Genomic DNA, 23,440 nt, shown 5'->3' on the forward strand with positions numbered 1-23,440 from the left:
TCCGGGGCGCGAAGCGAACCCGGAATCTCGCGCCACAATCTCTGGATTCCGGGTTCACGCTCCGCGTGCCCCGGAATGACGGCGTGGAAGGCTACCGGTTCCTTCCATCCACCGGCGTCATCGCGATCTTCGACAGATCGATGCCATCGATGCAGCTGACATTCAGCGCCACGATGTCGGTGCCATCAGGCTTCTTGCCGCGCGCGAACACGTCGACGCCGCAATCGACGCAAAGCTGATGGCGGATCGCATGGCGGTTGAAGAGATATTCCTTGAGGTTCTCGGCGCCGGCGCGAAGCTGGAAGCTCGACGGCGGCATGAACACGAAGTGCAGGCCCTTCTTGGTGCAGATCGAGCAGTTGCAGGCCGTCACCATGGCCATATCGGTGGTGCATTCGAAGCGGACCTGTCCGCAATGACAACCGCCGGTGTAGGTCTTGCTCTCCGCCATGATGATTCCTCACCACAGCCCGGGCACGAGGCGGTAGCGCACCCGTGCCGCATAATCGGCGTAGCCTGACAATCCCGTCACCAGCGTGCGCTCCTCAATCCGGGTGCGGATCGCAAACATCACGAAGAACACCGGCACGAAGGCGAGGCCCCACCAGGAGCCGAGCGTCAGCGGCACGCCGATGAAGAACAGCATCACGCTCGTATACATCGGATGGCGGACCAGCGCGTAGGGACCGGTCGAGATGACGTGATGGTCGCGCTCGGTCTGCACCTTCACGACCGGCGCGGCGAACGAGTTGGTGCGGAACACCCAGAGGATCAGCACGGTCGACAACAGGTACAGCGCAAGGCCGAGCACGATCAGCGGCACGCCGTCATTGACGCCGTCAAAGCGCCGGTCGAGCCCCATCGCGACGAACCACAGCACCGCAACGACCAGGAACACCAGCATGAACCGCTTGTCCTCGGTGGGCTGGCCTTCACGCGCGGTGAGGCGCATGCGCTCGGCCAGCAGCCCGGGATCGACCTTGGCAAGCCACAGCCCGCAGGCCGGGCCGATCACGGCCGAGGCGATCAGATAGGCCCATGCGCCGGGCCACTGCAGCGTACCTGCGAAGGCAAACAGCAGCACGGCCATGGCGATGACGAAGAAGGTATTCTGCAGAAGGAGCTTTGCGATCATGAGCGGCTCCGCGCGATTCCAGTCGATATTATCGCACCCTTTTCCCGGCAAACATGCGACCGCAGCGATCAACTTTCGGAGCAGGCGGGACGTTCCTGCGTCACGACTGTATTGACAATCATATAAGCAATTGCTTATATATTTTCATGCCCGTCGCCACGCAGTTGACCGATGTGTTGAAGACCCTCGCGGACCCGACGCGGCGGGCGGTGTTTGAGCGGATCGCGCGGGAAGGCGAGATCGCCGCGACCGAACTGGTGCAGGGTTCAAAGGTGTCGCAGCCGGCGGTGTCGCAGCATCTGCGCGCGCTGCGCGATGCCGGGCTGGTCGCCGAGCGGCGCGAGGGCCGGCATATCCATTATCGCGTCGCGCCGAAGGGGCTCGGCCCGCTGATCGACTGGCTCGGCCACTACGAGACGTTCTGGGCCGAGCGCTTCGCAAACCTGGAACGGCTGCTGAAGGAGAGTGAGTGATGGGTGAGACGCACGCGATCACGGTCGAGAAGGTGCTGCCCTACGCGGCCGAGAAGATCTGGCGGACGCTGACGACGAGCGATCGGATCGCGAAATGGCTGATGCCGAACGATTTCGCGCCGGCCGTCGGCCATCGCTTCAATTTCCACACCAAGCCGATGGGCGACTGGGACGGTGTCGTGCATTGCGAGGTGCTGGATTGCGATCCGCCGCGTCTGTTGCGCTACTCCTGGAAGGGCGGCGCTGATACCAATCCGGAATACGGCTCGAAGCTCGATACGATCGTCACCTGGACGCTGACGCCGGTCGAAGGCGGCACCCATCTGCGGATGGTGCATGACGGCTTCGTGCTGCCGGGCAACCGCTTCGCCTTCGACATGATGAGCCCGGGATGGGGCCGGGTGCTCGACGCCATCGCGCGCATCACCGGCGAGGGCTGATCACTCGTTGTTGCCGCGACGAACCGTGATCGAGGCGTCGGTCTTGTTGCGGGTGCATTCGAGGTTGAGGCGGCGATAGCGCATTGTGATGGTGTTGCCGCGCAAGATGCCCATGCGCTTCAGGCAGCGCGAGGTGCCGGTGACGGCGTCGTCCTTCGGCACAGTGAAGATCAGCGCCGTGGCGGAGCCGACCAGGTTGAAGAACTCCGGCTTCATCTTGCGATCGGTCTTGGCGTAGAGCTCGATCGAATAATCCTTGCCGCGGCAGCCGAGCGACAATTCCTTTGCCGCCGGATGCGTGAGGTAGGTGATGTTGGCGGCGCTGAAATTGACCTTCAGCCCGTCGATCTGGCCGGCGAGCTGCTTGGCGATGTCCACGCAGGGATCGGCATGCGCAGGCGCTGCGACGAAAACCGTCGCCAGCGCGATCAGCGCGGCCGGCAGAGTGGAGCGGATGCTCAAAGGCAAGCGTCGGCGCAACGATGCTGTCACGAAATACCCCCGCGGTATGAAAATACGCAAAGCTACATGCAGGCTCCCGCGGAGCCCGTCAATATGGCCGCGTCAGGACGAGCACTTGCCGTCCTGCGCCTTGGAAACTCCGGCGGCCCGGCGCTCGCAATCATTGCCGTAGGTCTTGCCGTCGCAGCCGCATACGGGCTTGAAGATCTTGTTGCAGATCGTCGGGCGGAACGCGCAGGTGCCGGTCTGGTCGAAGCGGCCGCAGGTCCCGGGCTTGAACTGGCAGAACTGGCCGCGACTGCTGCATTGCAGGCCGGCAAGGCCGCCGCACGGCTTGCCGAGGCGGGCGGCATCGGCGGCGGTCGGGACCGCGATCAGCAAGGCCAGCGCCGCGAACCAGATGAAGAGCGCTGTCTTCATGAAGGTCTCCTGATGGTTTCCTTGGCCGTTTCGCGGCTTGCCGGCGTTGTGGCAACCTGGGATTACGATGGCATGAAACATAGCACGTGGATTGCCGGTCCCGCGCATGGCTGGAAGGCGGCCGGCTTCCCTTTCCTTTGTCGGAAAAAGGCTTAGAACGGCTCTACATTGCCGGCGGCCCCGCGGCCGGCATCGGCCTTTCGAAACCGACGAGCAGCTCATGAACGCCCCCTCAGCCTTCCCCGACCAGCAGAAGCCCGTTCCGCCCTACAAGCACACGCCTCTGTTCCCGCTTGGTGCCGACACCACGCCCTACAAGAAGGTGACGAGCGAGGGCGTCCGGGTCGAGAAGGTGTTGGGCAAGGACATGCTCGTGGTGTCGCGGGAAGCGCTGCGCGCGCTCTCCGAGGCCGCCTTCGGCGACATCAATCACTATCTGCGACCGGGCCACCTGAAGCAGCTACGCTCGATCCTCGAGGACAAGGAAGCCAGCGACAACGACAAGTTCGTCGCCTTCGACTTCCTGAAGAACGCCAACATCGCGGCCGGCGGCGTGCTGCCGATGTGCCAGGACACCGGCACCGCGATCATCATGGGCAAGAAGGGATGCAACGTCATCACCGACGGTGACGACGAGGCCGCGCTGTCCGAAGGAGCGCGCGATGCCTATCTGCGCCGCAATCTGCGCTACTCGCAGGTAGCTCCCTTGTCGATGTATGAGGAGAAGAACACCGCCAACAACATGCCGGCGCAGTGCGAGATCTACGCCGAGGGCGATGACGCCTACAAGTTCATGTTCATGGCCAAGGGCGGCGGCTCGGCCAACAAGAGTTTCCTGTTCCAGGCGACGCCGTCGGTGTTGACCAAGGACCGGCTGCTCGCCTTCCTGAAGGAGAAGGTGCTGACGCTCGGCACCGCGGCGTGTCCCCCTTATCACCTTGCGATCGTGATCGGCGGCACCTCGGCCGAGCTCTGCATGAAGACCGTGAAGCTTGCCTCCGCGCGCTATCTCGACGCGCTGCCGACCCAGGGCTCGGCCGACGGCAACGCGTTCCGCGATCTCGAGATGGAACAGGAAATCCTCAAGATGACGCAGTCGCTCGGCGTCGGCGCGCAGTTCGGCGGCAAATATTTCTGCCACGACGTGCGCGTGATCCGCATGCCGCGCCACGGCGCCTCGCTGCCGATCGGGCTCGGCGTCTCCTGTTCGGCGGACCGCCAGGTGCTCGGCAAGATCACCAGGGACGGCGTCTATCTCGAGGAGCTCGAGCACAACCCGGCGCAGTATCTGCCCGCGGTCGAGCAGTCGCTCGGCGGCGAGGTCGTCAAGATCGACCTCAACAAGCCGATGAAGGAGATCCTCGCGACGCTGTCGCAATATCCGATCAAGACCCGCGTCTCGATGACCGGCACCATGATCGTCGCGCGCGACTCCGCGCACGCCAAGCTGCGTGAGCGGCTGGAGAAGGGTGAGCCGCTGCCGGATTACTTCAAGAACCATCCGGTCTACTACGCGGGGCCCGCCAAGACGCCCGATGGCTATGCCTCGGGCGCATTCGGCCCGACCACGGCGGGGCGCATGGATTCCTTCGTCGACCAGTTCCAGGCGGCCGGCGGATCGATGGTGATGGTCGCCAAGGGCAACCGCGCGGTCGCGGTGCGCGAGGCCTGCAAGAAGCACGGCGGCTTCTACCTCGGCTCGATCGGCGGCGCCGCGGCGAACCTCGCCGAGCACTGCATCAAGAAGGTCGAGGTGGTCGAGTATCCCGAGCTCGGCATGGAAGCGATCTGGCGCATCGAGGTGGTCGACTTCCCGGCCTTCATCATCATCGACGACAAGGGCAACGACTTCTTCAAGGAATTGAATCTCGGTTGAGAATCCGGGTTGATTGCGGTCGGCCTCGACGGTTTTTCCAAGGGCTGGGTCGCCGTCACCATCGACGGCGACCGGCGCACGATTTCCTTTCACAGTGACATTGCGGACGCGCTGGCGCGTCCGTTCGATCGCGCCGGGATCGATATCCCGATCGGTCTGACCGATGACGGCGAGCGCGATTGCGACTTTCTTGCGCGCGTGAGATTGCGGCCGCACACCTCGCGCGTCTTCACCGGCGCGCGGCGCTGGCTGTGGCAGCAGTTTGACGATCCCGATCTCGCGAATGCGGAAGCGGTGCGCCGCAGCCAGACCCGCGTGTCGCGCCAGCTCTGGCATCTCGGCAACAAGATCATGGAGGTCGACGCGTTCGTGCGCGCGAACGCCACGCGCGATATCCGCGAGGTACATCCCGAACTGGTGTTCCTGCGGCTGAACCGCGGCACGCCCTTGCCGCGCAAGAAGTCGGAGGAGGGCGATGCGCTCCGCTGCAGGCTGTTGAGGCGATCAGGCTTCCGCGAGATCGATCGCTGGCTCACCCAGATGCGGATCGGCACCGGTGCGAAGCGCGACGATGTGCTGGATGCGTGTGCAGTGGCGCTGGCTGCGCGCGAACCATGCGGCTGCGTTCCCGAAGCGCCGCCGCGAGACGTGTACGGTCTGCCGATGCAGATCTGGTTCTAACTGCAGTTGGTCACCTGGTTGGAGCACAGGCTGCGCCACCAGCCGCGCACGCCGTCATGGCTCTCCACCAGTGCCCAGTGCCCGCTGCAGGCGAGGATGCGTTTCGGACCGTCGTCGGTATCGAACTCACCGCCGAGCTTGCGCAGCGCCGGCGTCCACTTGGCATCGACGAAGGGTGCCTGGAACAGCCCGCCCATGCGGGTGTAGCCGTTGGCGTAGCTCGCGCCGACCTTGTTGGCGGCAACCCATCCGCGCCCGGCATAAGGCTTTGGCGCGTTGCGCGGATAGCGCTTGTCGTCCTCGTAGGCCTTGCCCGGCGGCATCGCGCCCTCGATCAGAAACCAGCCGTCCTTGAAGCCGATGATACGAAACTCGGTGAGCCAACCGCCCTCCGGCGTGTTCTCGGTCCCGCCCATCTTGAGATGGTAGGGCGGCGGTAGCTTGCCGAGCACGCGTGCCTTCGCCGACGGCTCCGCGCGCACGTTGAGGCCTGCGAGGTCCTTGTCCTCCGACCAGGCGCCGAGGTCGCATGGTTCGGTGCCACCGGGCAGTGTGTTTCGCTTCGCGTCAAGTTCGGTCTGGCGCGCGGCAAAATCATTGTCCGCGCCGTCGGCATTTTTGGTCGCGATATCGCTGGGACCGCGCGGCTTCAGTTCGGCCGACAGGGCGCGCGTACCATCCTTGCTTAGCGTCACGACCATCATCTGACGCGGCGCGAAGACGCTTGCTGGCGTCTTCGGGTCGTCTGCGTTCGCGGCATAGACCGCGAGGTAGCCGGTGGTACCGGCGGCATCCGTGCTGGAAGAGGTGCCCGCAACATATCCGGCCGGCACCAGCGCGACCGCGCTCGCGCGCCACGCCGGTTCGGCTTCGCTTGCTTGTTGCGCGGAAGCCGTCGCGGCTGATAACGCCATGACGGCAACGGATGTCAGGATGCGCATGCGTGTGCGCGTGCTGCGGTTACGCTCGCGTGCCGGTGAAGGGGAAGCTGCCCATCGGGCCGATGCCCATCTCGCCGGAGATGCCGTCGCCGGAGACCTTGCCGGTGAATTCGAGCGTCAGAGGCATCGGATTGGTGATGGAAACCTTCCAGGCGACGTCGTCGCCATTCACGGTGCCGTCGAAGATTTCGGTGGAATTGCCCTCGGCGCCCTGCGTGCCGGTGAGCGTGCCGCCGGAGCTTGCCAGCGACAGCGTCGCCTTGCGCTCGCCCATCGGGGTCGTCATCGTGAGATTCCAGTTTCCGTCCACCGCCATTGATGTCTCCCCTCCAGGTAAAGCGCTTTCAAGCGAAATGGCTACCGGTTCGCGTGAAGAAAACGCGTGCGCGGGTATAGCCCATCTTGCCGCGCGCGCCTAGTTCGCGGCTGCGGCGATCAGGCGCGGGCGGCGGCGCGCAGCCGGCTTCCGACCAGGAAGCGGAAGGCGACATACTGGATCGCGAAGGCGGCGATCTTGGCGCCGACCAGCACCACCGACACGTAGAATGCCCACAGCTTCATGTCGCCGGTCGCCGCGATCGCAATGGTGCCGGCGGCGAGCATGAACATCAGCCCGGCCCAGGCGTAGCCGGCGAGGGTGGCGTATTCCGGAATCGTCTCGGTCACGATCGGCGGCAAATAGCGCAGCATCCAGCCGCGCTTGAGCATGATCGCGCCGATCGCGATGTGGCCGATCGCGGGTTTCGCCAGTACGAAGCGCGGATCGTTGGTGAAAAGCGTCGCACCGCCGAGCACGATCACCAGCCCAAGGCTCGCCCAGGTCATGTAGCCGAGCGCCTGTCCCTTGACGCGCGCATAGACCACTTGTGCGATCGCGCCCGCGATCGCAACGCCCGTGGCGATCAGGACATTGTCGGTGGCGAAATAGACCACGAGGAAGACGATGGTGGAGAGGAAGTCGCTCGCAAGCCTGGCAAATACGCTCTTCATCGTCGTGGTTTCCGTTTCCTCGGGATGATCGTGGTGATGTTGTTATGGCAGCGTTTAGCGGGACGGCAGCGCGCCGGCCGGCGGCGCCGCGTCCTTGGCCGCGCGATGGTGCGGATACCAGTGGGTGAAGTACACCGCCGCGTTACGTGCGGCGAAGGCGATCAAGAGGCCCGTCCACAGCGGCAGCGCCGGCACGTAAAGCACCGCAATGTTGCCGATCAGCATGAGCAGCATCGCGACGGTCCAGGCACCGGTGATCAGGTAGTTGGCACGGAGGAAGCCGGGCAGCTTCGCGGTCTCGGCATCGACCTGCTCCAGCGCATATTGCCGCGTGAAGGGATGGCCGATCATGATCGAGCCGAGCGACACCAGCAGCATGCCGGCATCGACCGCGATCTTCACCGCGATGCTGCTCGACGTCGCGTCGACGAAGATGAGGTAGAAGCCGGTCGCGGCGAACACGACGACTGAACCGACCCCGAGGATCTTGATGCTGCGGCCGCGCGCGATGTCGAATGCGATCACGGCAAGACAGATCAGGGCGGCACTGAGCAGGCTCACCGTGGCCGAGGTCACCAGCATCAGCATGGCGAAGGCGCCGTAGGGAGCGAGGATCAGGAAGATCGTCATGGTGAGCCTCATCGGCTGATCTTTACATTGTAAAGATATCCTAGGGGCGAGCAATGGAAGCGTCAAGCGAAATCTTTACAGTGTCAAAATCGTGAGGTGATTGGGAAAAATCAAGGTTTGGCAAGAACATAAAGGTGGCTCTCGCACTTGGCGCTCGCCGTCCCGCATCGTCACCGCCGGGCTCGTCCCGGCCATGACAGTCTTTCCGGTGAACAAAGACGTGGATGCCCGGGACAAAGCCCGGGCATGACGATTGGCGCTCTGATGCGGAGCGATCGTTCGCTACTCCGCGCCCACCCAATTGCCGTGGAATCCATCCGGCACGCGGTGGCCGAGATGGACCAGCGCGGTCGGGCCCGCTTCGACATCTTGCGCGTTGAACACGGCGAGGTCGCTGCGGTTTTCGCGGGCGCGCCAGACCACCGCGAGCAGCCAGCCGTCGCCTTCCGCGGCGTCAGCGCCGCGCTCGACGAAGACAGGCTCGGAGATCGTATCGCCGGCGGGCAGCAGATAGTGGCCGAGCCGCTTGCCACGGCCGTCGACATGCACGATGCCCGACAGCGCACCGAACATCGGCAGATCGGGGTTGGCGCAGGCATACCAGCCGTGATTGCTGGCAAATCCGGCGCGGCGATCGTCGACGCGGGGAAATTCGCCGGTGAGGTCGTCGAGATAGGTCTGCGTGAAGCGGTCGGTGTTGCCGGAGAGGTCGAAGGTCCAGCGGCAATAGCGTGCGCGGTTCTTCCGCGGGTCGGTCGGCGAGCCGTCGGGATGGTTGAACAGCGGCGCTTCCTCGAACTGCATCACGTCGGCGATGATGCGGTTGCCGTCCTCCCACGCGTTCATCACGTGGAAAACGTAGCAGGTCTCGGCGCGGAACCAGACGATGTCCTTTGACGCGCCGCTGCGCTTCATGACGCCGACATAGGCGCCTTTCTCCGGCTCCCAGGCATAGGGCGCCTGTCCGCGCATCGCGCGCTGCATGCTGCCGGTGATCGGCAGGATCGGAAACAGCACATGGTTCTCGGTGACGATGAAGTCGTGCACCATGCTGGCATAGGGCGCCTCGAAGCGTTCGAACCGCGTCACCACGCCGGACGAGCTCACCGCGCCGAACGACAGCGCCGGCGTCAGCGGGCCTGCGGCGTTGTAGCCGAAGAACACCATCTCGCCGGTGACCGGATCGATCTTGGGATGCGCGGTGAAGGGGCCCGTGATTGCGCCCTTGTAGTCGCAATAGCCGAGGCGATTGAGCGTGCCGGGCTCGATTTCGGTCGGCAGATGGCCTTCCTCCAGTGCGAGCAGCCGGCCGCCATGGAAGATGATGTTGGTGTTGGCGACGCCGCCGTCGGTCGTCGTGGTGGCCGGCGTATCCGGCATCTTGCGCCCGAAGCCGCCGAACAGCGCGCGGCCGGCATCGTGCTCGGCCTGCCATTTCGGCGTGCGGACCCAGCGGTTGCGGTAGCTGGCGCGGCCGTTCTCGAGATGGAAGGCGTGCAGCATGCCGTCGCCGACGAACCAGTGCGCGCCGGGCGCCTCGAATTGCGGATTGGGGCCGTTGCGATAGAGCGTGCCGTTCAGCTCGCGCGGCAATTCGCCCGAGATCTTCAGGAATGGCGCGTCGGCTTCGAATGGGATCGGCGCCAGATTGGTGCGCGCCGCATTGGATGTGACCTGGTCGAGCATTCCGCATCTCCCTGCATTATGATCTTTACATCGTAAAGATATCAGTAGGGACGACGCCGCCGATCGTCAAGCAAAATCTTTACAGTGTAAAAATTGCGACATATAAGGGCCCGATGGCAAGAATCTCCAAAGAAAACAAGGCGACTCGCCCGGCACGGGCTCCGACCCGCCGGGTTGCACGGACCGCGGCGGCTCGTCCGGCCCCACGGCGCCGCGCCAACGACACGCCGTATCATCACGGCGATCTGCATGAGGCACTGTTGAAGGCCGCCGAGCGCGTGCTCGAGCGTGATGGATTGGCGGGACTGACATTGCGTGCGGTGGCGCGCGAGGCCGGCGTGTCGCACGCCGCCCCGACGCATCATTTCGGCGATCTCACCGGTTTGCTCAGCGAACTTGCGGCGATCGGTTTCCGGCAATTTGGCCTCGCGATGGCGGCTGCGGACGCTTCGGCGGCCACGACGCCCGAGAAGGGCGTGGCGAGCGCCAAGGCTTATGTTGCCTATGCGCAGGCACATCCCGGCATGTACGGACTGATGTTCCGCAGTGAGCGGCTCGATCATTCGCGGCCGTCGCTGCACGAGGCGTCCGAGGCGTCGTTTGCAGGGTTGACCCGCGGCGTCGGCGCCAGCCGGCATGAGCAGATTTCCAAGGAGCAGCTTACGCTGGATCAGGCAGCTGCGATCGCGTCCGCCTGGTCGCTCGTGCATGGTTTCACCATGCTGCTGCTCGACGGACGCCTCAAGACGATTCTGGATCGGGCGCCCGAGGGCACATCCGCGGAAATGTTGTTGACCGCGATGCTGCGATTGTCCGCGGGCCGCTCGGCGCGGCAATAACCAGTGCTGCCCGTGGGCTAGCGCCTCACAAGCGACGTGGTCCGGCCGCTCTGTCCGACCGTCTTCACCGTATCCGTGCCGCATTTGAAATCGCGGGCGAAATCGTCGGCGGCCTGCCGCGCCAGCGCGTTGGCATTGGGATTGGCCGCGACGTCGACATAGGCGACATGACAGACATCGCCCGGCGGCAGCCGGGTCACGGCGAGCATCGCCCGCGAGACCGGGCCGCCGCGCTTGTCCTGCTCGCTGTTGTCGGCGATCTGCCAGCGCTGGATGATCGCAAACGGCTTGCCGCCGGCTGCTCGCCATTCGACCGTATCGCCGGTCGAGCTGAACGGGCCGAACCAGGCCTGCGCCGCCGGTTCCCTGGCTGCCGCCTCGCGGTTTCGGCCGACCGAGACCACTTCGCGCAGGTCGCCCTCGTTGATCAGCACCACGAGCCCGGATTTTCCCGGACAGACCCTCGTGATACTGCCATCCTCCTCGCTGGGCCTGCCGATCATGCGGCAGGCCTTCGGCGCGGTCGATGTGTAGCTGCTGCTGATCGTCTCAGCGCCGGCCTGACCAGGATTTGCACCGGCAAGCGCCATAACGACTGTTGCAAAAGCAAGGTATTTCATCGGGGGAAACCTGGGATCCGGACGTTACTTTGTGTCTGACATATGCAATCTGGGGAAGGTTCAATAGACACGCGGGAAACACCTGACAGGCGCGCGGAATCGTCCTAGAAGGGCGGCTTCGCAACTTCTGTCGCGTGCACTTGCGTGCCGTAACCTTGATCGTCATGTCCACGATATCATCCAACAAGCCCTATCGCGTCGGCCGTTCCCGTACCGGTCTTGGCCTTTTCGCCACCAAGCCGATCAGGAAAGGCACCAAGATCATCCGTTATTTCGGGCCATTGCTCGACTCGAAGAAGAAGGATGAGGACGCGATCGAGAACAAATATCTGTTCGAGCTCACCAACCGCTGGACCATCGACGGCTCGATCCGCGAGAACGTCGCGCGCTACATCAACCACGCCTGCAGACCGAACGCGGAATCCGACGTTCGCCCACGCAAGCGCAAGGTGTTCATCCGCGCCATCAAGGACATCGAGCCGGGCGACGAAATCAATTACGACTACGGAACCGACTATTTCAAAGCCTATCTGAAGCCGATCGGCTGCAAGTGCGATGCCTGCGAGAAGAAGCGCAAGAAGAAGCGCGCGGAGGCGAGGGCGGAGCGGGTGCGGCTGAAGGAAAGGGCCGAGCGGAAGGCACAGCGCAAGGCCGAGAAGCTCGCCGAGGAGCGGGTCAGGCAGCGGAAGGCGAAGAAGGCTGCCAAGGCAAACGGCAAGCTCGCCAACGGCACGGCGCTGAACGGCAAGCACCTCAATGGCCACAGCCTGATCAACACGGCGGGCAAGAAGGCTGCCTCGTCGAAGCGCGGCACCGCTCGGGCGCTGAACGCCTGATACCCACGTCGCCCGAAAACGCTCTAGCCGCTCGGCCGGTGCGCCGCGCGTGGTAACGGGGAATTGCCGAAATCCAGCGTCGAGCGCTGGATGATCGTGCCGTGCTCGTCGATGACGAGACGGAAACGCTTGCTCCCCGAGAAGAATGTGAGGCGATGGCGCCCCTGATCGGCGTCGAGCCCGCGCTCCGAACGCGTCGTGATTGCGCCCGAGCGCATCCCGGCCTGCAGCAGCGGAACCGCGATGCCGAGGCCTTCGGCGACGATATTGGCGTCGATCTCGAACGCGCCGTCCGCGAATGTGATCGTCGTCATGATGCCCTCGCGGGATGGCGGACGGGACGCGGCAGGTAGGCGCATTCGGCGAGCGTCGTTCCGTCGAGCTCGCGCATGAAGGCCTCGCGCGCCGCGGCAAGCTTCGCCTTTAGCCGGCAGCGCGGCAGCAGCAGGCAGTCTCCGCCATCATCCCTGAAACATTCGACCAGCGCGCTGCCGCCTTCCAGCGCGCGCACCACCTCGCCGAGGGTGATGGTCTCCGCCGGCCGCGCCAGCGAAAAGCCGCCGCCGGCGCCTCGCTGGGTGGCAATGAAGCCGGCCTCGGCAAGATCGCGCACCACCTTGGCGAGGTGGTTGCGGGAAATGTCGAACTCGGCCGCGATCTCGCTGGTGGCGAAGGACCGGTCCGGCTCGCCGGCCAGCCGCATCAGGGCGCGGAGCGCAAAATCCGTGAACGATGTCAGGCGCATGGAAGCCCTTCGAAATCAGCACTTGGCGGATCAGCTATAGCAGGCTAAATAGGTATTTGAAATGCATATTTAGGATGAGCCATGACAGGAGCAGAGCGCCGCGAGCAGATCACCGCAGGGATTGTCGCGCGGACCGGGATCACCGAGGCCATGATCGAGCAGCTGGTGCACGCCTTCTACGCCGAGGTCCGCAAGGACCCGATGATCGGGCCGGTGTTCGAGAGCAGGATCAGCAATTGGGCGCCGCATCTGGCTCAGATGTGCGCGTTCTGGTCCTCGGTCGCGCTGATGACCGGGCGCTATCATGGCACGCCGATGGTCAAGCATATGCCGCTGCCGATCGACGCCGCGCATTTCGACCGCTGGCTCGAACTGTTCGAGGCGACCGCAGCCGAGCTGTGCCCGCCGGCGGCGGCGGCGCATTTCATCGATCGCGCGCGGCGCATCGCATCGAGCCTCGAGATGGGCGTTGCCAGCGGGCAGGGCGTGATGCTGGCGGTCGGCGAGCGTTACAGGCGAAGCGAAGCAGGAGCAGTGCAATGAGGAACAGGGCGAAGGCGATTGCGCGCGCCATCGACGGCGCATGGTTTCGTCAGGATCAGGCCGATCCGTTTTCCGGCAGCAGCCTGGTGCCGATGCTGATCATCGGCATGGCGCTGACCTTTGCCGGCATGATCGTCGCGGTGGTGCTGAGCTGACAGAAACAGCCGCCGCGTTTGCCGCGACGGCCGCTCGTCACGTCTGGCATTCGGTTTACGCCGCGACCGCTTCACCGCTGCGGCGCAGCCCGACATATTGCAGCTCGGCGAACACGCCGGTGGCGATTGCCTGGGCGAGGATCACGATGGTCCCGAAGAGGTTCGGCGACACCGCGCCCGACAGCAGCAGCGCGATGCTGGCGAGCGTCCAGGCCGCGTTGCCGACAACCACCAGCATCACCAGCGGCTTCGGCACTGACATGCACGTGCCGAGCCAGCCGACCAGCGCAGTATAGGCGATCAGGAACAGCCCGGTCTCGCGCAGCAGCGCTTCCGGCAGGCCGAGCAGCGATGCCAGCGCGCCGGCGTCGAGCACCATCGCTATGGCGGATACGCCGCTGAACACGGCATCGGCAAGCAAAGCGCGGCGCAGCAGCTGGGACGAATGGATCATGGCAGTGTCTCCTCGGGTTGGGATGGGGGTGGTCAGCGGAACAGCGACTGCAGCTGACGCCACAGCCGGAGCGGACACAGCGCCTTGCCGACCCTCATCTCGACCGCATAGACCTGCGCGAACACGAACACGCCGGTCGCGTGCACGAGCGGCTGGGGCATGTTGAGCGAGCGCGCGACGAGCCAGGTGGCCAGATGGATCAGCCACGGGAGCAGGACGGCGAAGGCGCGGACAAGGGACAGCATCAGCATGGTCATCTCCTGTGCCGTGGAAGATGAGCCGGCCGGCGCGCCAATTCGATTACCTCAGGCGTAATGGAACGGGCGAATGCCGCATGGTAGGTTTTGCACCATGAACGCACATGCATCCATGGCGCGGGCCGAGCCCGCAAAACCCGTCCCGATCGGCGAGCACCTGCGCGAGTGGCGGCAGCGCCGTCATCTCAGCCAGCTCGACCTTGCCGTCGATGCCGAGATCTCGGCGCGGCATTTGAGCTTCGTCGAGACCGGCCGCTCGGCGCCGTCGCGCGACATGGTCCTCAAACTGGCGGAGCGCCTTGACGTGCCCTTACGCGAACGCAACGTGCTGCTGGTCGCCGCGGGTTTCGCGCCCGCATTCCCGCAACGCTCGCTGGATGATCCGGCGCTGAAATCGGCGCGCGAGGCCATCAACCTGGTGCTGAAGGCGCACGAGCCCAACCCGGCGCTGGCCTATGACCGGCACTGGAATCTGGTCTCCGCCAACCGCATGGTGGCGCCGCTGCTCGAGGGCGTGCCGCAGCGGCTGCTCGGCCAGCCCTTCAACATCCTGCGGCTTGCCTTCCACCCCGAGGGCCTCGCGCCGCGCACCGTCAACCTCGCGGAATGGGCGGCGCATCTACTGGAGCGGCTGCATCGGCAATGCGAGGCAACGGCCGATCCGGAACTGCTCAAGCTCTATCAGGACCTGAAGTCCTATCCGATCCCGGCGCGGTCGGCCCCGATCACCACCGACAACAACGTCGCGCTTCCCTTCAAGCTCCGCCTCAATGGCGAGATCCTGAGCTTCATCTCGACCACCATGGTGTTCGGCACGCCGGTCGACATCACGCTGCAGGAACTGGCGCTGGAGACCTTCTTCCCGGCCGATGAGCTGACCGCCGAGCGGATGCGGCAGATGGCAGCCAGTATGAAATAGCGGCTTGTCTCGGAGCGCTTTCGGCCTACCTTTGGGGTTCCATTTCCGCCGGGAACCCTGCCATGAGCGATCTGAAGCCGCTTCGCCTCGACATCGTCTCCGACGTCGTTTGCCCCTGGTGCTATATCGGCAAGCATCGCATCGAGGATGCGCTCAAGCTGGTGCCCGATGTGCCGGTCGAGGTGCATTGGCGGCCGTTCTTCCTCAACAACTGGGTGCCGCGCGAGGGCATCAGCCGCGAGGAATATCTCACTGCCAAGTTCGGTTCGGTCGATGCCTACAAGGGCATTGCCGGTCGCGTGGTCGCCGCCGCCAATGAGGAGGGGCTCACCTACCATCCCGAGCTCGTCAAGCGGCAGCCCAACACGATCGACTGCCATCGCCTGATCCACTGGGCCGAGGCCAGGGGCAAGGCGGCCGAGATGAAGCAGCGGCTGATGGAGCTGTATTTCCGCGACGGCGGCGATCTCACCGACAGCAACGTGCTGGTGCAGGCGGCAAGCGATGTCGGGCTCGATGCCGACGACGTGCGCAAGCGCCTTGCTACCGATGAAGATGTCGCCCTGGTCTCGGCGCAGGCCCAGGAAGCCGCCGAGAAGGGGATTTCGGGCGTGCCGACCTTCGTGTTTGCGCAGAAATACGCGGTGTCCGGTGCCCAGCCGGCCGAGCAGCTCGCCCGCGCCATCCGCCAGGTCTCGGCCGAGATCAACGCGCAGGCGGCGCAGTAGTCCGCAATCCAGATCGAAAGCCCGGCTCATGCCGGGCTTTTTCGTTTGCCCACATCATCCATCGGAAACAATCAGGGAGACCATCATGATCTATGAGCTGCGCACCTACACGGTACGTCCAGGCGCCGTCGGCGAGATGGTGAAGGCGGCGAGCACGATCTCGCGCGATATCCGCGCCGACAATTTCGGCAAGCTCGAGGGCTACTGGATCACCGAGATCGGTCCGCTCAATCAGGTCATGCATATGTGGAGCTACGCCGATCTCAACGAACGGACCCGGCTGCGCGCCGAGCTCGCCAAGAACCCGCGCTGGACCGGCGAGTATATTCCGGTGATCCGTCCGCTGCTGGTGCGGCAGGAGGTGCGGCTGCTCAATGCTGTCATCCCGCCGGTGGCGCCGGCGACATCAGGCAACATCTACGAATTTCGCAACTATCGCGCCAAGCCGGTCGGCGGCGCCAAGCAATGGCTCGATCTGATCACCGGCGTGATGCCGGAGCGCGAGAAATACTCCAAGATCGTCGGTCTCTGGACCACCGAAGCCGGGCAGCCCAACGAGGTCTGCCACATCTGGGCCTATCCCGATCTCAACGCCCGCGCCGCCGCACGCGGCAACGCGATGAAGGATCCGGCCTGGCTGGAATTTTTGAGCAAGGGCACGCAGGTGCTCGAGGAGATGCACTCGACCATCATGCTGCCGGCACCGCACTCGCCGTTGCAGTAAGGCAGGCGCTGGTCGCGCCGCGTTTCCCAATGATGCGCCGAGCGCAAGACAGAGAGGCCGCCGGTTGAGGCGGCCTTTTCGTTTGGCGTCAGGACGTCGAGAGCGCGGGCAAAAAGCCCCATCCGATGTTTCCATCAGATGAGGCTTTCGAAGCAAGGGCGCGCGCCGTCTGAGAACCAGCGCGCCGCAACGCTAGTCGGGCCAGCTGACACCAACCTGACGGCAGCAGCCACTTGTTTCCCGATGTGTCTGCATGCCTACGAAAGGGTAAACCGCATTATCCGGGCTTGCCGCGCCGGCTACGGATGAAGCGCACGGCGTCGCGCGCGCCTTCGTAGGCGAATTTGTTCAGGGTCAGCGCGGCGTGAATGGCCGGCACCAGCGGATCGCGGCGCCGCAGCGGCAGCAAGACGTCGCCGATCGCGAAGCGGCCGCGCCAGATCGGGTCGATCATGGGGTGGCCGGGCGCCGCCGTGGAATCGGCCGAATTGATCGCGGGATCGGCGCAGAGATGGCGCGTCAGCTCCAGCGTCAGCTGCGTGCCGGGCGAATGTTTCGCAAAACGCTCGTCGACGCCGATCTTGAAGAAGAAGGCGCGGTCCTGGTGGCGCACCACGATGCCGCCCGCGACCGGCGTGTCGCCCGCATGCAGCGTGATGATCTCGCAGCGGCCGGCTTCGGCCATCGTCGACGTCGCGCGGCGGATGAAGGCCGCATCGCCGGCATGCTGGCTGAGCGCCGTGCCGCGCTGGCCCTTCCAGCCACCGGCTTCGAGGACAAGGAAAGTCTCGAGCGCCGTCGCAACCTCGTGCGGCGTGCGGGCGACATCGAAGCGCACCGCGCCATGGTCGGACAGGCGATGGTGCTGACGGCGCAGTTCCTTCAGCTTCTTAGGCCCGAGCGCGTCGCGCAACAATTCGTCGGCATCGCGTGTCGCATCCAGCTGGGCGCGCTGGTAGGCGCTCAGTATGCGCGGCTGCAACCCGTCGCGCGCCAGCACCGCGCGGATCGCCGCCATGGCCGGGCCCTCGAGCGATATGGTGCGCAGGATCAGCGCATGCGCGCCCGCATTGCGCGCCTGCCGCAGCATCTTGCCCACCGCTTCCTCGGCGGCGTCGCGGTCGAGCAGCGGCGTGCACAGTGTGCCATAGGGTTCGGCGCCGACCAGCGCGGGCAGGGGGATGCGGTAGATCCGCCGCATCGGAACGACCGGCAACAACCCGATCAATTGCCCGGCATCGCCTGCGGCGCTGAGCAGCGCCGCGCCGGTGCGGCCGCGCGCGGAGGCATCGACCGCCAACTCCCAGTCGGGCTGATAGTAGCCATTGGCCTCGATCGCGCGCGCGGCAAGCGCACGCCATGCATTGAGCGGCGCGGCCGACAGCGGCGGCAACGTGCGATCGTCCGTGGCATCCCTGCGCGATGCACGGTGGATCATTGCCTGGTCAGCAATATCGGCCACGTCCCTGTTTCCCCAGTCCGCGAGGCCGATTGGCCTTGCGTTCGTCAGGGCAACGCTAGTGGAAAGAAATGGAAAATGCCGTTGAGGCCATCAGGCAATTTGAGCGGTCGTGTTAACGGGCCGTTCAGCATACCGGTGCGCGCCGGCCCGGCCGGCTCGCCGGCTCAAGCGCCAAGGCTGGGCTTCAAGGTTTGGGGCTTCGTTGCGCTTCCGCCGCAACGGCGCTCTCGACCGGTTCGTAATTCTGCGTCACGCAATTGTCGTCGGCCTCCACCTGCCGGCGATCGAAGATCGCGCCGTCGTTGATGAAGACGCGATAGGTCTGCGTCCCCAGCGGCTTGCCGATCACCGAAGTCAGCTCGGCGCGCACGCAGGCGGTCCAGCCGGTGCCGCGCGGGTCGTGCAGCGGGGCGGAGACCCGCACATGGGTCGGCTGTGAACCGGCCGTGAACACCGAATCCAGCTTGCCCGCGACCAGCCGTTTGACGTCCGGGGGCGTCTCGAGCGGGGCCGGCTCTGTTGCCTTGACCTTCAAGGCCTCCGGCCACACCGCGTGGCTGTCCGCCAGCCCGCAGCCACTCAATATGAAGGCGGCGCCGGCCAGCAGCGCCGCCAGATGTACTTGTCCCTGTCCCATTGAGCGAATTTAATGTGCCACCGCCAAGATTGCGCCCCCCTGGTGGCGCTGAATTCGCATCGCGCGGCGCTTTGTCGATCAACAAATGTCGAGCGACAAGTTATCGTTGGGGTAGAGGTATTACCGGATGTTGCTGCGGCGGCGGGGGAGACAGACTGACATGAAACGCTTCACGGTTGCTGCCGTCGTTCTGGCGCTGCTCGCGACACCCACGCTGGCCCAGGGCCGGCGAGGGGGCGGTGGGGGCGATACGAAGACGGAGCAGAAGCCCAAGGTCGACGAGAAGGCCTACAAGGCTGCGCTCGATCGGATCCCGGAGCCCAAGGAGAAATACGATCCCTGGGGCGTCACCAAGCCGGCAGCCGATCCGGCCAAGAAGCCGAAATAGCCGGGCTCGCGAGGTCTCTGCGGCTATTCGACATCCGAAGCGGCGTCGCTCGACAGCACATTGCCGCACGGCATGAACCTTGGCCTGACGGCATCCGACCCATCTTCGATGTCATTGTCGGAGGCCGCCATGCTTCGCCGTTCGCTCCTCAGCCTGATCGTTCCGGCAGCGATCCTGCTCGGCGCCGTGCCGGCGTCGGCGGAAAACCGGCTGGCGCTGGTGATCGGGCAGTCGGCCTACAAGTCGGTGCCCGCGCTGCCGAATCCGGCCAACGACGCCAGGGCTGTCTCGCAGATGCTGACCGATGCCGGATTTGCAGTCACGGCCGCATCGGACCTGTCGCAGGACGAGATACGCGCACGGCTCAGCGATTTCGCCAGCCAGGTGGCGGCGAAGGGCGCCGACACCGTGGCGCTGGTGTTCTATGCCGGGCATGGCCTGCAGATCGACGGCGAGAACTATCTGGTGCCGGTCGATGTCGATCCGAAGCGTGAGGCGGATATCCCGATCCAGGCGGTTCGGCTCAACGACATCCTGAATACCTTGACCTCGGTGCCGAGCCGGATGCGCATCGTGCTGCTCGATGCGTGCCGCAACAATCCTTTCCCCGAGCTCAGCAAGACCGCGGGGCATGGGCTCGCCATCGTCGATGCCAAGGTCGGCGCGCCCGGCACGTTTGTCTCGTTCTCGACCTCGCCGGGCGCGGAAGCCGAAGACGGCAGCGGCGTCAACAGCCCCTACACGACCGCGTTGCTGGCCTCGGCCAAGGAGCCGGGCATCCCGATCGAGGACACCTTCAAGCGCGTTCGCCTCGCGGTGAACAAGGCAACCGACGGCCGCCAGACGCCGTGGGACTCTTCATCGCTCACCGACGACTTCCGTTTCATGGCGGGGGCAGCGGCATCGCCGGCGGCCACGCCGACGCCGGCCGCAGCCAAACGCAGCGTCGACGAATGGAAGCGCGAATTGCAGGGCAAGTCGATCGAGGCCGCGAACGAGCTGATGGTGGTCGACGGCACCGACGAATCCTATGAAGCCTTCGCCGCGATCTTCGCCGGCACGCCGCGCGGCCTGCAGGCACGCGACTGGCTCGACCGGCATCGCCGCATGGTGGCGTGGAATAGCGCTGTTCTCGCCAACACGGCGGCGGCCTATCGCGGTTTCGTCGCGCAATATCCTGACACCGACCTGACAGCGACCGCGCGCAAGATGATCGAACGGCTGCGCTACCGTCCCGATCCGGCGCCCTCCGTCGCGCTCAGTGTGCCCGCGACCAACGTCGCGCTGGCGGCGCCGACCTGTCCCTGCAACGCCGCGCCGCCGCAACAGCCGCTGCAGCAGAGGGCCAACGTGCCGGTGAAAAAGCGTGCCGATCCCGATCCGCCGCGGCGCGCGGGCAAGCGTCCGCCGCGCGTCGTGGTCGAGGACGATGTGGTCGTGGTGCGCCATCCGCCTCCCGCCGTGATCTACGAACCCGCAGGACCGCCTGTTGGAATTGGAATAGGAATTGGCATCGGCGGTGGCGGTCGCGGTGGCTATCGCGGCAACGATGGCGGCGGATATCACAGGGGTGGATACTGACGCGCCGATCGCGTAAATGCTTTCTCCGCATGAGATGCGGCGCCTGATGATCGCATCCTGGGGGAGGACGCGATGCGGTCGCTGTTTTGCCTGCTTGCCGCGCTGCTGCTGTGTGCTCAGCCGGCGCGCGCCTGGGAGTATTGGGGCGGCGACCGCGGCGGACAGCGCTTCTCGCCGCTAACGCAGATCACATCAGACAATGTCGGCACGCTGGTGCGCGGCTGGGAATTCCGCACCGGCGATCTCGATACTCGCCCGCCCGAGGTGATGAAGCGCACCAAGTTCGAGGTGACGCCGCTGTTCGTCGAGGACAGCCTGATCCTCTGCACGCCGTTCAACGAAGTGATCGCGCTCGATCCCGGCACCGGCGTGCAGAAATGGCGTTTCGATCCGAAGATCAGCATGGCGCAACGACCGGCCAATCGCTTTGTCTGCCGCGGCGTCGCGCACTGGACGGATGAACGTGCGGCGGAAGGCGCGGCCTGCAAGTCACGCATCTTCACCGGCACCAACGACCGGCGCCTGATCGCGCTCGATGCCAGGACCGGTAGGCCCTGCGCCGATTTCGGCAACGCTGGCGAGATCAGGATCGACGTTGGGATGAAGCTGGAATGGCCGGGCGAGTTTCAGATCACGTCGGCGCCGGTGACGGGACGCGGCGTGGTCGTGGTCGGGTCCGCGATCGGCGACAACCGGCGGGTCGACGCGCCGCTCGGCGCGGTGCGCGCGTTCGATGCGCGGACCGGCCAGCCGCGCTGGAGCTTCGATCCGCTCGTGCACAATGGCGTCGAGGCCGGCCACAGCAATGTCTGGGCGCCGATGTCGGTAGACGAGGAGCGCGGCCTGGTGTTCCTGCCGACGACATCGCCCAGTCCGGACTTCTGGGGCGGCAAGCGCCCCGGCAATGACGAGCACGCCAATTCCGTCGTCGCGCTGAGGATCGAGACCGGCGAGCTCGCATGGGCATTCCAGACCGTGCATCACGACGTCTGGGACTACGACCTGCCGGCGCAGCCGACGCTGGCGCGGATCGACACCGGCGATGGTCAGCGCGATGTCGTGATCCAGCCGACCAAGCAGGGCTTTGTGTTCGTGCTCGATCGCGACACCGGCAAGCCGGTGTGGCCGGTGGAAGAGCGCGCGGTGCCGCAGAACGGCGCCGAGGGCGAGAGGCTGTCGCCGACGCAGCCGTTCCCGACCCATGTGCCGCCGCTGCTGACGCAGCGGATGACGGCCGACGATGTCGCCGGCCTGCTGCCGGGCACCGGGAGCTCGGCTTGCGAGACGCTGCTCGCGCAATCCCGCAATGAGGGCCTTTACACGCCGCCGTCGACGCAAGGCACTGTGATCTATCCGATGACCGGCGGCGGTGTGAACTGGGGCGGCGCGGCGTTCGATCCGGTCAATCAGATCCTCTACGCCAATGTCAGTCATGCGGCGCACATCGTCACACTGATTCCACGCGACCAAGCCAAGGGCTTCAATCCGCCGCCGGGTCACGAATTCGGCCAGCAGGAAGGGGCGCCGTTCGCGATGTCGCGGGCGCTGGCGAAGTCGGCGGTCGGGTCGCCCTGCAACAAGCCGCCATGGGGCGAGACGGTGGCGGTCGATCTCAAGGCCGGCAAGATCCTCTGGCATGCGTCGGTCGGCACCAGCGAGGATCTCGCGCCGCTCGGCATCGCGCTCAATACCGGCACGCCGCTGGTCAATGGCGTCGCGATCACCGCGGGCGGCCTCGTGTTCACCGGCGCGATGGATGCCTATCTGCGCGCGTTCGATGCCAGGTCGGGCAAACAGCTTTGGCTCGGCCGGCTTCCGGTGCCCGGCGTCGCCAATCCGATGACCTATCTCTGGAAGGGCGAGCAGTACGTCGCGATCGGCGCCGGCGGCCATTCCGAGGCCGGCACATCGATCGGCGACAGCGTGGTGGCATTTCGACTGCCGCGTCAGGGCGAGGGGGCATCGTTGTGGACTCGCTTGATCGACTGGCCCGGCGGGCGGTTCACCGCCAAGGCTGTGGCCGCCGGACTCGTGCTCGTGGCCCTCATTGCGCTGTTGTGGCGCTGGCGGCACAGCCGTCGCGCGCGATCCGCTTAGGTGCTCCCTGCTGCAGGTGCGCGCCTCCAAAATATCGAAAACAACCCCATGCAAAGTAGCCGGCGGCTGCCGGCGTTCGAAAAGCAACTTGACACGTCGGGCAACTCAGGGTATTTTTCTAATATTCCGAAATGATGCAAGCGCCGCCCTCGCTCCGCTAAGGCGCGATGAATTCAGGTTGAATCGGCTTGGCGGCATTCGCTGCATCTTCCCCCGCAACCCGCAGGGCAATCGCATTTGGGAAAAATCTGGCGAGAAGCGCCCCTGCGGCCCATCCTTCGAGACGCCCGCCTTTGGCGGGCTCCTCAGGATGAGGTCTTGTTTAGCGGCACAATAGTAGACCCTCATGGTGAGGAGCGCCGCTTGCGGCGCGTCTCGAACCACGAGGCCGAGTACGTGCGCAACCGCCCAAGGGACATATGCGATTGCCCTGCCCCGCAACTGGAGAGGGAGCGCAGGTTCTTTGCGGATGCAATTGAACCTGGGGCGTGGACTCATAATTCTAAGATGTCGCTTCCGAGAGGAAATGCGGACACGCGGCGCAGACCGCGGGGATGTCACCTAGTGGACCAACTTCGCCGCCTCTGACTGGTCCGGTGTTGGGTGCAGTCCGGACTTCTCATCAACGATCCTCGACCGCCGCATTTGACCCTGGCTGTGTGAAAACATAGTGCCGCTGTTATGATTCTCCCGTGATTCTGAGGGGGAATCGATGAGGCGC

30 protein-coding genes are annotated in these 23,440 nt (G+C 65.1%); 14 read left to right on the top strand and 16 right to left on the bottom strand.

From position 1 onward, the window contains the following. Positions 1-91: 91 nt before the first annotated feature. Positions 92-451: a GFA family protein gene (locus IF803_RS20955; RefSeq protein ID WP_137480094.1), complete on the bottom strand. Its 360-nt coding sequence runs from the start codon at positions 449-451 to the stop codon at positions 92-94. 9 nt (positions 452-460) lie between these two features. Continuing rightward, positions 461-1,135 carry a methyltransferase family protein gene (locus tag IF803_RS20960; RefSeq protein ID WP_461193313.1) on the bottom strand — a complete coding sequence of 225 codons (675 nt, stop codon included), beginning with the start codon at positions 1,133-1,135 and terminating at the stop codon, positions 461-463. A gap of 146 nt (positions 1,136-1,281) precedes the next feature. On the opposite strand from IF803_RS20960, the gene IF803_RS20965 reads away from it, so the two are divergent. Together IF803_RS20965 and IF803_RS20970 are read left to right on the top strand one after the other, a co-directional pair. Continuing rightward, positions 1,282-1,608, top strand: a complete 327-nt coding sequence (locus IF803_RS20965) for an ArsR/SmtB family transcription factor (RefSeq protein WP_461193314.1) — start codon at positions 1,282-1,284, stop codon at positions 1,606-1,608. Continuing rightward, the gene (locus IF803_RS20970; protein WP_461193315.1) at positions 1,608-2,048 is read left to right on the top strand and encodes an SRPBCC family protein; all 441 of its coding nucleotides are present in this window, start codon (positions 1,608-1,610) and stop codon (positions 2,046-2,048) included. The genes IF803_RS20965 and IF803_RS20970 overlap by 1 nt, the downstream gene beginning before the upstream one ends. Here IF803_RS20970 and IF803_RS20975 read toward each other — a convergent pair whose 3' ends face one another. Together IF803_RS20975 and IF803_RS20980 are read right to left on the bottom strand one after the other, a co-directional pair. Continuing rightward, the gene (locus IF803_RS20975) at positions 2,049-2,510 is read right to left on the bottom strand and encodes a hypothetical protein (protein WP_016844779.1); all 462 of its coding nucleotides are present in this window, start codon (positions 2,508-2,510) and stop codon (positions 2,049-2,051) included. It abuts the gene before it with no gap. Between the two features lie 102 nt (positions 2,511-2,612). Beyond that, the gene (locus IF803_RS20980; RefSeq protein WP_461193316.1) at positions 2,613-2,930 is read right to left on the bottom strand and encodes a Kazal-type serine protease inhibitor family protein; all 318 of its coding nucleotides are present in this window, start codon (positions 2,928-2,930) and stop codon (positions 2,613-2,615) included. 220 nt (positions 2,931-3,150) lie between these two features. On the opposite strand from IF803_RS20980, the gene IF803_RS20985 reads away from it, so the two are divergent. Together IF803_RS20985 and IF803_RS20990 are read left to right on the top strand one after the other, a co-directional pair. Next, on the top strand, positions 3,151-4,806 hold the full coding sequence (locus IF803_RS20985) for a fumarate hydratase (RefSeq protein WP_461193317.1): 1,656 nt from the start codon (positions 3,151-3,153) through the stop codon (positions 4,804-4,806). Positions 4,807-4,815: 9 nt separating this feature from the next. Next, the gene (locus IF803_RS20990) at positions 4,816-5,487 is read left to right on the top strand and encodes a DUF429 domain-containing protein (protein WP_461193318.1); all 672 of its coding nucleotides are present in this window, start codon (positions 4,816-4,818) and stop codon (positions 5,485-5,487) included. On the opposite strand, the gene IF803_RS20995 is transcribed toward IF803_RS20990, so the two are convergent. The 5 genes from IF803_RS20995 to IF803_RS21015 form a co-directional block, all read right to left on the bottom strand. Continuing rightward, positions 5,484-6,428 carry an SH3 domain-containing protein gene (locus tag IF803_RS20995; protein ID WP_461193319.1) on the bottom strand — a complete coding sequence of 315 codons (945 nt, stop codon included), beginning with the start codon at positions 6,426-6,428 and terminating at the stop codon, positions 5,484-5,486. The two genes, IF803_RS20990 and IF803_RS20995, sit on opposite strands and share 4 nt — an antisense overlap. Before the next feature lie 19 nt (positions 6,429-6,447). Next, positions 6,448-6,744 (bottom strand): hypothetical protein, encoded by a 297-nt coding sequence (locus IF803_RS21000; RefSeq protein ID WP_028337138.1) that lies wholly within the window; start codon positions 6,742-6,744, stop codon positions 6,448-6,450. 119 nt (positions 6,745-6,863) lie between these two features. Further along, complete coding sequence (locus IF803_RS21005; protein ID WP_461193320.1) at positions 6,864-7,418, bottom strand: inner membrane-spanning protein YciB; 555 nt, start codon at positions 7,416-7,418, stop codon at positions 6,864-6,866. Positions 7,419-7,472: 54 nt separating this feature from the next. Then, positions 7,473-8,060, bottom strand: coding sequence for a hypothetical protein (locus IF803_RS21010; protein ID WP_461193321.1), 588 nt, complete (start codon positions 8,058-8,060; stop codon positions 7,473-7,475). A gap of 270 nt (positions 8,061-8,330) precedes the next feature. Beyond that, positions 8,331-9,734, bottom strand: a complete 1,404-nt coding sequence (locus tag IF803_RS21015; RefSeq protein WP_304496110.1) for a carotenoid oxygenase family protein — start codon at positions 9,732-9,734, stop codon at positions 8,331-8,333. Positions 9,735-9,847: 113 nt separating this feature from the next. Here IF803_RS21015 and IF803_RS21020 point away from each other — a divergent pair, with 113 nt between their 5' ends. Next, positions 9,848-10,573: a TetR/AcrR family transcriptional regulator gene (locus IF803_RS21020; RefSeq protein WP_411784296.1), complete on the top strand. Its 726-nt coding sequence runs from the start codon at positions 9,848-9,850 to the stop codon at positions 10,571-10,573. A 17-nt stretch (positions 10,574-10,590) separates the two neighbouring features. Here IF803_RS21020 and IF803_RS21025 read toward each other — a convergent pair whose 3' ends face one another. Then, positions 10,591-11,193: a hypothetical protein gene (locus tag IF803_RS21025; protein ID WP_461193322.1), complete on the bottom strand. Its 603-nt coding sequence runs from the start codon at positions 11,191-11,193 to the stop codon at positions 10,591-10,593. Between the two features lie 164 nt (positions 11,194-11,357). On the opposite strand from IF803_RS21025, the gene IF803_RS21030 reads away from it, so the two are divergent. Continuing rightward, the gene (locus IF803_RS21030) at positions 11,358-12,029 is read left to right on the top strand and encodes an SET domain-containing protein (RefSeq protein ID WP_461193323.1); all 672 of its coding nucleotides are present in this window, start codon (positions 11,358-11,360) and stop codon (positions 12,027-12,029) included. Between the two features lie 23 nt (positions 12,030-12,052). On the opposite strand, the gene IF803_RS21035 is transcribed toward IF803_RS21030, so the two are convergent. Together IF803_RS21035 and IF803_RS21040 are read right to left on the bottom strand one after the other, a co-directional pair. Beyond that, entirely contained in the window at positions 12,053-12,343 is a 291-nt protein-coding gene (locus IF803_RS21035; RefSeq protein ID WP_461193324.1) for a DUF6522 family protein, read from the bottom strand. Continuing rightward, positions 12,340-12,774, bottom strand: coding sequence for an RrF2 family transcriptional regulator (locus IF803_RS21040; RefSeq protein ID WP_461193325.1), 435 nt, complete (start codon positions 12,772-12,774; stop codon positions 12,340-12,342). The genes IF803_RS21035 and IF803_RS21040 overlap by 4 nt, the downstream gene beginning before the upstream one ends. An 81-nt stretch (positions 12,775-12,855) precedes the next feature. On the opposite strand from IF803_RS21040, the gene IF803_RS21045 reads away from it, so the two are divergent. Both IF803_RS21045 and IF803_RS21050 read left to right on the top strand, forming a co-directional pair. Beyond that, positions 12,856-13,317 (top strand): group III truncated hemoglobin, encoded by a 462-nt coding sequence (locus IF803_RS21045; protein ID WP_375763183.1) that lies wholly within the window; start codon positions 12,856-12,858, stop codon positions 13,315-13,317. Next, the gene (locus IF803_RS21050) at positions 13,314-13,472 is read left to right on the top strand and encodes a hypothetical protein (protein ID WP_461193326.1); all 159 of its coding nucleotides are present in this window, start codon (positions 13,314-13,316) and stop codon (positions 13,470-13,472) included. The genes IF803_RS21045 and IF803_RS21050 overlap by 4 nt, the downstream gene beginning before the upstream one ends. Positions 13,473-13,527: 55 nt before the next feature. On the opposite strand, the gene IF803_RS21055 is transcribed toward IF803_RS21050, so the two are convergent. After that, complete coding sequence (locus IF803_RS21055) at positions 13,528-13,926, bottom strand: hypothetical protein (RefSeq protein WP_461193327.1); 399 nt, start codon at positions 13,924-13,926, stop codon at positions 13,528-13,530. Between the two features lie 32 nt (positions 13,927-13,958). Further along, positions 13,959-14,183, bottom strand: coding sequence for a hypothetical protein (locus IF803_RS21060; RefSeq protein ID WP_461193328.1), 225 nt, complete (start codon positions 14,181-14,183; stop codon positions 13,959-13,961). 94 nt (positions 14,184-14,277) lie between these two features. Between IF803_RS21060 and IF803_RS21065 the strand changes: the two genes are divergently transcribed. The 3 genes from IF803_RS21065 to IF803_RS21075 all read left to right on the top strand — a co-directional run bounded on the left by IF803_RS21065 (position 14,278) and on the right by IF803_RS21075 (position 16,554). Beyond that, the gene (locus IF803_RS21065) at positions 14,278-15,102 is read left to right on the top strand and encodes a helix-turn-helix domain-containing protein (RefSeq protein WP_038385984.1); all 825 of its coding nucleotides are present in this window, start codon (positions 14,278-14,280) and stop codon (positions 15,100-15,102) included. Between the two features lie 62 nt (positions 15,103-15,164). Continuing rightward, positions 15,165-15,830 carry a DsbA family oxidoreductase gene (locus IF803_RS21070; RefSeq protein WP_461193329.1) on the top strand — a complete coding sequence of 222 codons (666 nt, stop codon included), beginning with the start codon at positions 15,165-15,167 and terminating at the stop codon, positions 15,828-15,830. Between the two features lie 85 nt (positions 15,831-15,915). Then, positions 15,916-16,554, top strand: coding sequence for an NIPSNAP family protein (locus IF803_RS21075; protein ID WP_461193330.1), 639 nt, complete (start codon positions 15,916-15,918; stop codon positions 16,552-16,554). 277 nt (positions 16,555-16,831) lie between these two features. Here the strand turns inward: IF803_RS21075 and IF803_RS21080 are convergent, their stop codons facing one another. Together IF803_RS21080 and IF803_RS21085 are read right to left on the bottom strand one after the other, a co-directional pair. Beyond that, positions 16,832-18,016, bottom strand: coding sequence for a GNAT family N-acetyltransferase (locus tag IF803_RS21080; RefSeq protein ID WP_461193331.1), 1,185 nt, complete (start codon positions 18,014-18,016; stop codon positions 16,832-16,834). Positions 18,017-18,200: 184 nt separating this feature from the next. Beyond that, positions 18,201-18,653 (bottom strand): hypothetical protein, encoded by a 453-nt coding sequence (locus IF803_RS21085; RefSeq protein WP_461193332.1) that lies wholly within the window; start codon positions 18,651-18,653, stop codon positions 18,201-18,203. 160 nt (positions 18,654-18,813) lie between these two features. On the opposite strand from IF803_RS21085, the gene IF803_RS21090 reads away from it, so the two are divergent. The 3 genes from IF803_RS21090 to IF803_RS21100 all read left to right on the top strand — a co-directional run bounded on the left by IF803_RS21090 (position 18,814) and on the right by IF803_RS21100 (position 22,719). Further along, positions 18,814-19,041, top strand: coding sequence for a hypothetical protein (locus IF803_RS21090; protein ID WP_461193333.1), 228 nt, complete (start codon positions 18,814-18,816; stop codon positions 19,039-19,041). A 129-nt stretch (positions 19,042-19,170) separates the two neighbouring features. Further along, positions 19,171-20,622: a caspase family protein gene (locus tag IF803_RS21095; protein WP_461193334.1), complete on the top strand. Its 1,452-nt coding sequence runs from the start codon at positions 19,171-19,173 to the stop codon at positions 20,620-20,622. 72 nt (positions 20,623-20,694) lie between these two features. After that, positions 20,695-22,719 carry a pyrroloquinoline quinone-dependent dehydrogenase gene (locus IF803_RS21100; protein WP_461193335.1) on the top strand — a complete coding sequence of 675 codons (2,025 nt, stop codon included), beginning with the start codon at positions 20,695-20,697 and terminating at the stop codon, positions 22,717-22,719. Positions 22,720-23,440: the final 721 nt, after the last annotated feature.

Source organism: Bradyrhizobium sp. UFLA06-06 (assembly GCF_054820065.1).

What these genes read in the sequence shown, in the direction of transcription:
- IF803_RS20955 (WP_137480094.1), bottom strand. Translation starts at nt 451, where the DNA reads ATGGCGGAGAGCAAGACCTACACCGGCGGTTGTCATTGCGGACAGGTC.
- IF803_RS20960 (WP_461193313.1), bottom strand. Translation starts at nt 1,135, where the DNA reads ATGATCGCAAAGCTCCTTCTGCAGAATACCTTCTTCGTCATCGCCATG.
- IF803_RS20965 (WP_461193314.1), top strand. Translation starts at nt 1,282, where the DNA reads ATGCCCGTCGCCACGCAGTTGACCGATGTGTTGAAGACCCTCGCGGAC.
- IF803_RS20970 (WP_461193315.1), top strand. Translation starts at nt 1,608, where the DNA reads ATGGGTGAGACGCACGCGATCACGGTCGAGAAGGTGCTGCCCTACGCG.
- IF803_RS20980 (WP_461193316.1), bottom strand. Translation starts at nt 2,930, where the DNA reads ATGAAGACAGCGCTCTTCATCTGGTTCGCGGCGCTGGCCTTGCTGATC.
- IF803_RS20985 (WP_461193317.1), top strand. Translation starts at nt 3,151, where the DNA reads ATGAACGCCCCCTCAGCCTTCCCCGACCAGCAGAAGCCCGTTCCGCCC.
- IF803_RS20995 (WP_461193319.1), bottom strand. Translation starts at nt 6,428, where the DNA reads ATGCGCATCCTGACATCCGTTGCCGTCATGGCGTTATCAGCCGCGACG.
- IF803_RS21000 (WP_028337138.1), bottom strand. Translation starts at nt 6,744, where the DNA reads ATGGCGGTGGACGGAAACTGGAATCTCACGATGACGACCCCGATGGGC.
- IF803_RS21005 (WP_461193320.1), bottom strand. Translation starts at nt 7,418, where the DNA reads ATGAAGAGCGTATTTGCCAGGCTTGCGAGCGACTTCCTCTCCACCATC.
- IF803_RS21010 (WP_461193321.1), bottom strand. Translation starts at nt 8,060, where the DNA reads ATGAGGCTCACCATGACGATCTTCCTGATCCTCGCTCCCTACGGCGCC.
- IF803_RS21015 (WP_304496110.1), bottom strand. Translation starts at nt 9,734, where the DNA reads ATGCTCGACCAGGTCACATCCAATGCGGCGCGCACCAATCTGGCGCCG.
- IF803_RS21020 (WP_411784296.1), top strand. Translation starts at nt 9,848, where the DNA reads ATGGCAAGAATCTCCAAAGAAAACAAGGCGACTCGCCCGGCACGGGCT.
- IF803_RS21025 (WP_461193322.1), bottom strand. Translation starts at nt 11,193, where the DNA reads ATGAAATACCTTGCTTTTGCAACAGTCGTTATGGCGCTTGCCGGTGCA.
- IF803_RS21030 (WP_461193323.1), top strand. Translation starts at nt 11,358, where the DNA reads ATGTCCACGATATCATCCAACAAGCCCTATCGCGTCGGCCGTTCCCGT.
- IF803_RS21035 (WP_461193324.1), bottom strand. Translation starts at nt 12,343, where the DNA reads ATGACGACGATCACATTCGCGGACGGCGCGTTCGAGATCGACGCCAAT.
- IF803_RS21040 (WP_461193325.1), bottom strand. Translation starts at nt 12,774, where the DNA reads ATGCGCCTGACATCGTTCACGGATTTTGCGCTCCGCGCCCTGATGCGG.
- IF803_RS21045 (WP_375763183.1), top strand. Translation starts at nt 12,856, where the DNA reads ATGACAGGAGCAGAGCGCCGCGAGCAGATCACCGCAGGGATTGTCGCG.
- IF803_RS21050 (WP_461193326.1), top strand. Translation starts at nt 13,314, where the DNA reads ATGAGGAACAGGGCGAAGGCGATTGCGCGCGCCATCGACGGCGCATGG.
- IF803_RS21055 (WP_461193327.1), bottom strand. Translation starts at nt 13,926, where the DNA reads ATGATCCATTCGTCCCAGCTGCTGCGCCGCGCTTTGCTTGCCGATGCC.
- IF803_RS21060 (WP_461193328.1), bottom strand. Translation starts at nt 14,183, where the DNA reads ATGACCATGCTGATGCTGTCCCTTGTCCGCGCCTTCGCCGTCCTGCTC.
- IF803_RS21065 (WP_038385984.1), top strand. Translation starts at nt 14,278, where the DNA reads ATGAACGCACATGCATCCATGGCGCGGGCCGAGCCCGCAAAACCCGTC.
- IF803_RS21070 (WP_461193329.1), top strand. Translation starts at nt 15,165, where the DNA reads ATGAGCGATCTGAAGCCGCTTCGCCTCGACATCGTCTCCGACGTCGTT.
- IF803_RS21075 (WP_461193330.1), top strand. Translation starts at nt 15,916, where the DNA reads ATGATCTATGAGCTGCGCACCTACACGGTACGTCCAGGCGCCGTCGGC.
- IF803_RS21085 (WP_461193332.1), bottom strand. Translation starts at nt 18,653, where the DNA reads ATGGGACAGGGACAAGTACATCTGGCGGCGCTGCTGGCCGGCGCCGCC.
- IF803_RS21090 (WP_461193333.1), top strand. Translation starts at nt 18,814, where the DNA reads ATGAAACGCTTCACGGTTGCTGCCGTCGTTCTGGCGCTGCTCGCGACA.
- IF803_RS21095 (WP_461193334.1), top strand. Translation starts at nt 19,171, where the DNA reads ATGCTTCGCCGTTCGCTCCTCAGCCTGATCGTTCCGGCAGCGATCCTG.
- IF803_RS21100 (WP_461193335.1), top strand. Translation starts at nt 20,695, where the DNA reads ATGCGGTCGCTGTTTTGCCTGCTTGCCGCGCTGCTGCTGTGTGCTCAG.